This window comes from Ruminococcus sp. CAG:57, from assembly GCF_000435935.1.
Classification (GTDB): Bacteria; Bacillota; Clostridia; order Oscillospirales; family Ruminococcaceae; genus Hominimerdicola; species Hominimerdicola aceti.
In genome coordinates, this window is sequence record NZ_FR890727.1 from 17,360 (window position 1) to 22,132 (window position 4,773).

At 43.5% G+C, this 4,773-nt stretch carries 3 protein-coding genes and 1 pseudogene; 1 reads left to right on the plus strand and 3 read right to left on the minus strand.

Annotation, left to right across the window (positions count from 1 at the left end):
- The 3 genes and pseudogenes from QVO88_RS06380 to fucO form a co-directional block, all read right to left on the minus strand.
- A pseudogene (locus tag QVO88_RS06380) lies at window positions 1-528 on the minus strand (two-component sensor histidine kinase); the annotation flags it as partial.
- On the minus strand, window positions 521-1,201 hold the full coding sequence (locus tag QVO88_RS06385) for a response regulator transcription factor (protein WP_022287671.1): 681 nt from the start codon (window positions 1,199-1,201) through the stop codon (window positions 521-523). The gene QVO88_RS06385 and the pseudogene QVO88_RS06380, both read right to left, overlap by 8 nt.
- 152 nt (window positions 1,202-1,353) lie before the next feature.
- Window positions 1,354-2,502: a lactaldehyde reductase gene (gene fucO / locus QVO88_RS06390; RefSeq protein ID WP_022287672.1), complete on the minus strand. Its 1,149-nt coding sequence runs from the start codon at window positions 2,500-2,502 to the stop codon at window positions 1,354-1,356.
- A 442-nt stretch (window positions 2,503-2,944) separates the two neighbouring features.
- On the opposite strand from fucO, the gene typA reads away from it, so the two are divergent.
- The gene (gene typA, locus QVO88_RS06395; protein WP_022287673.1) at window positions 2,945-4,762 is read left to right on the plus strand and encodes a translational GTPase TypA; all 1,818 of its coding nucleotides are present in this window, start codon (window positions 2,945-2,947) and stop codon (window positions 4,760-4,762) included.
- The last annotated feature ends 11 nt before the right edge of the window (window positions 4,763-4,773 follow it).

Genomic DNA, 4,773 nt, shown 5'->3' on the forward strand with positions numbered 1-4,773 from the left:
CACAAGAAGGAAACGGTTTTTAGTTGCGGCGTCACTGCGGCAGTCCATGAAAACTATTATCTTGCCTTTGTCAGTGTCGCCTGTTTTGTAGCGGTAGTTTCCTGACGTGCCTGAAGTCTTGCCGCTGTCAAGAATGCTTTTGCCGTATTCTATAGCCTGCGAACTTGACACCGCCGCAACGTGTCCTGTATCTACCTTGGTTATTTCGCCATTGCTGTCGGCGTATACAACAAAATACCTTGTCTGATACTTAGTTTCCTCGTTAAAGCCTCTGTGCTTATCAGGCTTTTTGCTCTCAGGGGGAGAGGCGCTGTCTGAATTATCCTGCGGCTTGTCATGCTTCATGCCCTTGGGGTCGAACTCAGGAAATCTGCCGTCATTTTCGATTATTATGTTCAGCAGATCGTCTGCATTCTTGTTGGTCTGATAGATATTCACTCCATTTATGCCGCTTATTATGGCAAACTCTACGATAAGAAGGCACACAGCGGCGATAACAACGAATTTCCGCTGTAAACGCTTAATCATTATGCTTTTCCTCTAGTGTGTAGCCCACGCCCCTTGTGGCTTTTATCTCGATATCTGCACCGATAAGACCAAGCTTTTTACGCAGATATGAAATATATACCCACACCACGTTTATCTCAGCGTCAGAGTCATAGCCCCATATCTTTTCCATGAAACGCTCTGTGGAAATAAGCGTGCCGTGATTTAGCATAAGGGCTTCTATCATTTGAAACTCTTTGTTGCCAAGCTTCTGAGAGCCGTTAGGACCTGAAAGCTCAAAACTCTGTCTGTTGAGAGAAACGTTTCCGAAAGTAAGGGTAGAGGGTGCAAACTCAGTGCGGCGGCGTGTCATTGCCCTTATTCTCGCAAGAAGCTCGCCCATTGCAAATGGCTTTGTAAGATAATCGTCAGCACCCGAATCAAGTCCGGTTATCCTATCGTCAATATCAGACTTTGCAGTAAGCAGAAGAACAGGGGAGCCGATACCCTTTTCACGGAGTTTTGTAAGCACCTGTATGCCGTCCATACCAGGCATCATAATGTCAAGTATTATGCCGTCATAATCCTGTGCAATTGCATAGTTGTATGCGTCGATGCCGTTGTAAACAGCGTCAACAGAATAGTTTTTGTGTTTAAGCACTGCCGAAAGCGCATTTGCAAGCTCCACTTCGTCCTCGGCAAGAAGTAATCTCATTAAAATTCCTCCCTATAAGTCATTATAATATCTTACGATATATGATAACCTATGAACTTTAAACTCACTTTAAATGTATTATACCATAAATATTTTTTTCGGGCAATAAAAATCTGCCCCCGAAAACCGAGGGCAGATAAAAGATTTTTGAATTAGAATGCTGTCTTGTAGATGCCGAGGATAGATTCAACTGTGCAAGGTCTTGGATTTCCTCCTGTGCATACATCTGCGAATGCAGACTCTGAAAGTGCCTGAAGATCCTCTTCCTTAACGCCTATCTCGTGGAGCTTCTCAGGGATTCCAACATCCTTTGAAAGCTGCTTAACTGCGTTTACTGCGGCTGCTCTGTATTCAGCCTGGCTCATGCCTGTTGTGTCAACGCCCATTGCCTCTGCAATGTATTTGAACTTTTCGCCTGTGTATTCAGCGTTGTACTCCATTACATACGGAAGAAGAACTGCATTTGCGATACCATGAGGTGTATCATAGAATGCGCCAAGTGGGTGAGCCATGCCGTGAACAACGCCAAGACCGACGTTTGAGAATCCCATGCCTGCGATATACTGACCGAGAGCCATGTCCTCACGTCCCTGAGGATCGTTCTCAACAGCCTTTCTCAGTGAACGTGAGATTATCTCTATTGCTTTGAGGTGCATCATGTCTGTAAGCTCCCAAGCGCCAAGTGTTGTGTAGCCCTCGATAGCGTGTGTAAGAGCGTCCATACCTGTTGAAGCTGTAAGTCCCTTTGGCATTGATGACATCATCTTTGCGTCGATAACTGCAACAACTGGGATATCGTGTGGATCAACGCAAACGAACTTTCTCTTTTTCTCCTCGTCTGTGATAACATAGTTGATAGTTACCTCTGCGGCTGTGCCTGCTGTTGTAGGAACTGCGATTATAGGAACACTAGGATTCTTTGTGTCAATAGCGCCCTCAAGAGAAGTAACGTCAGCATACTCAGGGTTGTTTATGATGATACCGATAGCCTTTGCAGTGTCCATTGATGAGCCGCCGCCGATAGCGATAAGATAGTCAGCATCTGCTGCCTTGAAAGCTTCGATACCAGCCTTTACTACCTTTACAGTAGGGTTAGCCTTTACCTGAGAGAATATATCATAAGCAAGTCCTGCTTCCTCCAAAAGATCTGTAACGTTCTTTGCAACGTTAAATTTGATAAGGTCAGGGTCTGTTACAACAAGAGCCTTTTTAAAAGCTCTCTTCTTTGCCTCTGTAACTATCTCGCTGATCGAGCCTGCACCGAAATATGAAGTTTCATTAAGTATCATTCTGTTAGCCATTTGATTATTCCGCCTTTCAAATATATGATCTCTGTTATCAAAGTTATATCTTTGATTATTGATATTATACAACTTTTATACCATGATTTCAATTATTTTTGTGTAAAATATTAGCGGCGCAATATTGTGTAAAACAGCCAAAAACATAAATCATTTAATCTAAGGCACACCATACAAGGCGTAACCTGTGAATGATACTTTTTTCTTGACAAATCGGCAAAAATGTGCTATAATTCTCAATTAGGAAAGTTACCTTGCGGAAAATTTCGCAAGGTGCTTTTGTGTTTTATAGGCTTTTTGTGAAAAATTACGATTTTCTTTCCTTTGATGGGAGAAAATATATTTATAATTTTTATTGTTTATAATTTTTGCGAAATATATTAAGCAAATCGTTACAGAAAGCATTCGCTTTGCTGTGTCTTGATAAATCGGAGGAGTATGTATGATTAGAGAAGATTTAAGAAATGTTGCTATTATTGCCCACGTTGACCACGGTAAGACTACCCTTGTAGACCAGATGCTCAAGCAGAGCGGTACTTTCAGAGAAAATCAGGCTGTAGAAGAAAGAGTCATGGATTCAAACGATATCGAGCGTGAGAGAGGAATCACTATCCTTGCAAAGAATACTTCTATCAAGTATAAGGACGTTAAGATAAACGTTATCGACACCCCAGGCCATGCTGATTTCGGTGGTGAGGTAGAGCGTGTTCTTAAAATGGTAAACGGTGTTATACTGCTTGTGGACGCAGCCGAGGGTCCAATGCCACAGACAAGATTTGTGCTTCAGAAAGCACTTGAGCTTGGTCATAAAATAATCATCGTTATCAATAAGATAGACAGACCTGACGCTCGTCTTAACGAGGTAGGCGACGAAGTTCTCGAGCTTCTCATGGATCTTGACGCTACTGACGAGCAGCTTGACAGCCCTATCCTTTATTGCTCAGGCAGAGCAGGTACAGCTACTCATTCGCCAGACGAAGAGGGCAAGGATATGATACCTCTCTTTGATGAGATACTCAGCTATATCCCTGCACCTGAGGTAGATACTGAGGGTCCAATGCAGTATCTTGTTTCCGCTATCGACTACAACGAGTATGTAGGAAGAATAGCTATCGGCCGTATCGAGCGTGGCGAAATGAAAGTTAATCAGGACGTTACGATCGGCGACTATCATCAGACTAAGAAGGAATATCGTGGTAAGATAGTTACAATGTATCAGATAGAGGGACTTAACAGAGTTCCATGCCAGAGTGCAAAGGCTGGCGATATCGTTTGTATAAGCGGTATCGAGAACATCACTATCGGTGACACTATCTGTGACTTCGGCAACTTTGAGGCTGTACCTTTTGTAAAGATATCCGAGCCTACAGTTGAAATGACATTCTCTGTAAATAATTCGCCATTCGCAGGCAGAGAGGGCAAGTTCGTAACGAGCCGTCACCTGAGAGACAGACTTTTCAAGGAGCTTCTTAAGGACGTTTCACTGAGAGTTTCTGAAACAGACAGCACAGACGCTTTCAAGGTTGCAGGACGTGGCGAAATGCACCTTTCTATCCTTATCGAGAATATGCGTCGTGAGGGCTATGAGCTTGGCGTTTCAACACCGCACGTTCTGTTCAAGGAGATAGAGGGCAAGCTTTGCGAACCTATCGAAAGACTTGTTATTGACGTTCCTGAGAACTGCGTAGGTTCTGTTATGGAGAAGATAGGTGCAAGAAAGGGCGAGCTTCAGGAAATGGCACCTGTTGGAAGCAGAATGAGACTTGAATTTCTTATCCCTGCAAGAGGACTTTTCGGATACAAGAGCGAATTCCTTACAGACACAAAGGGTGAGGGTATCATGAGCTCTGTATTCCATGACTACGAGCCATATAAGGGCGAGATACCAAAGAGAGCAACAGGCTCACTTGTTGCGTTTGAAACAGGCGAGGCTGTAACATACGGTCTTTACAACGCACAGGAGAGAGGCGAGTTGTTCATCACAGCAGGCACACCTGTATATGAGGGAATGATAGTTGGCGCTTCACCAAAGCAGGAAGACCTTGTTGTAAATGTCTGCAAGAAGAAGCACCTTACAAATACTCGTGCAAGCGGTTCTGATGACGCGCTCAGACTTGTTCCGCCAAGAAATCTCAGCCTTGAGGATTCACTTGAGTTTCTCGCTGATGATGAGCTTCTTGAAGTAACACCAAAGAGCATAAGAATAAGAAAGCGTATTCTGAGCAACTCACAGAGAGCTAAGGAAAGAGCTAAAATGTAATAATAACAAAA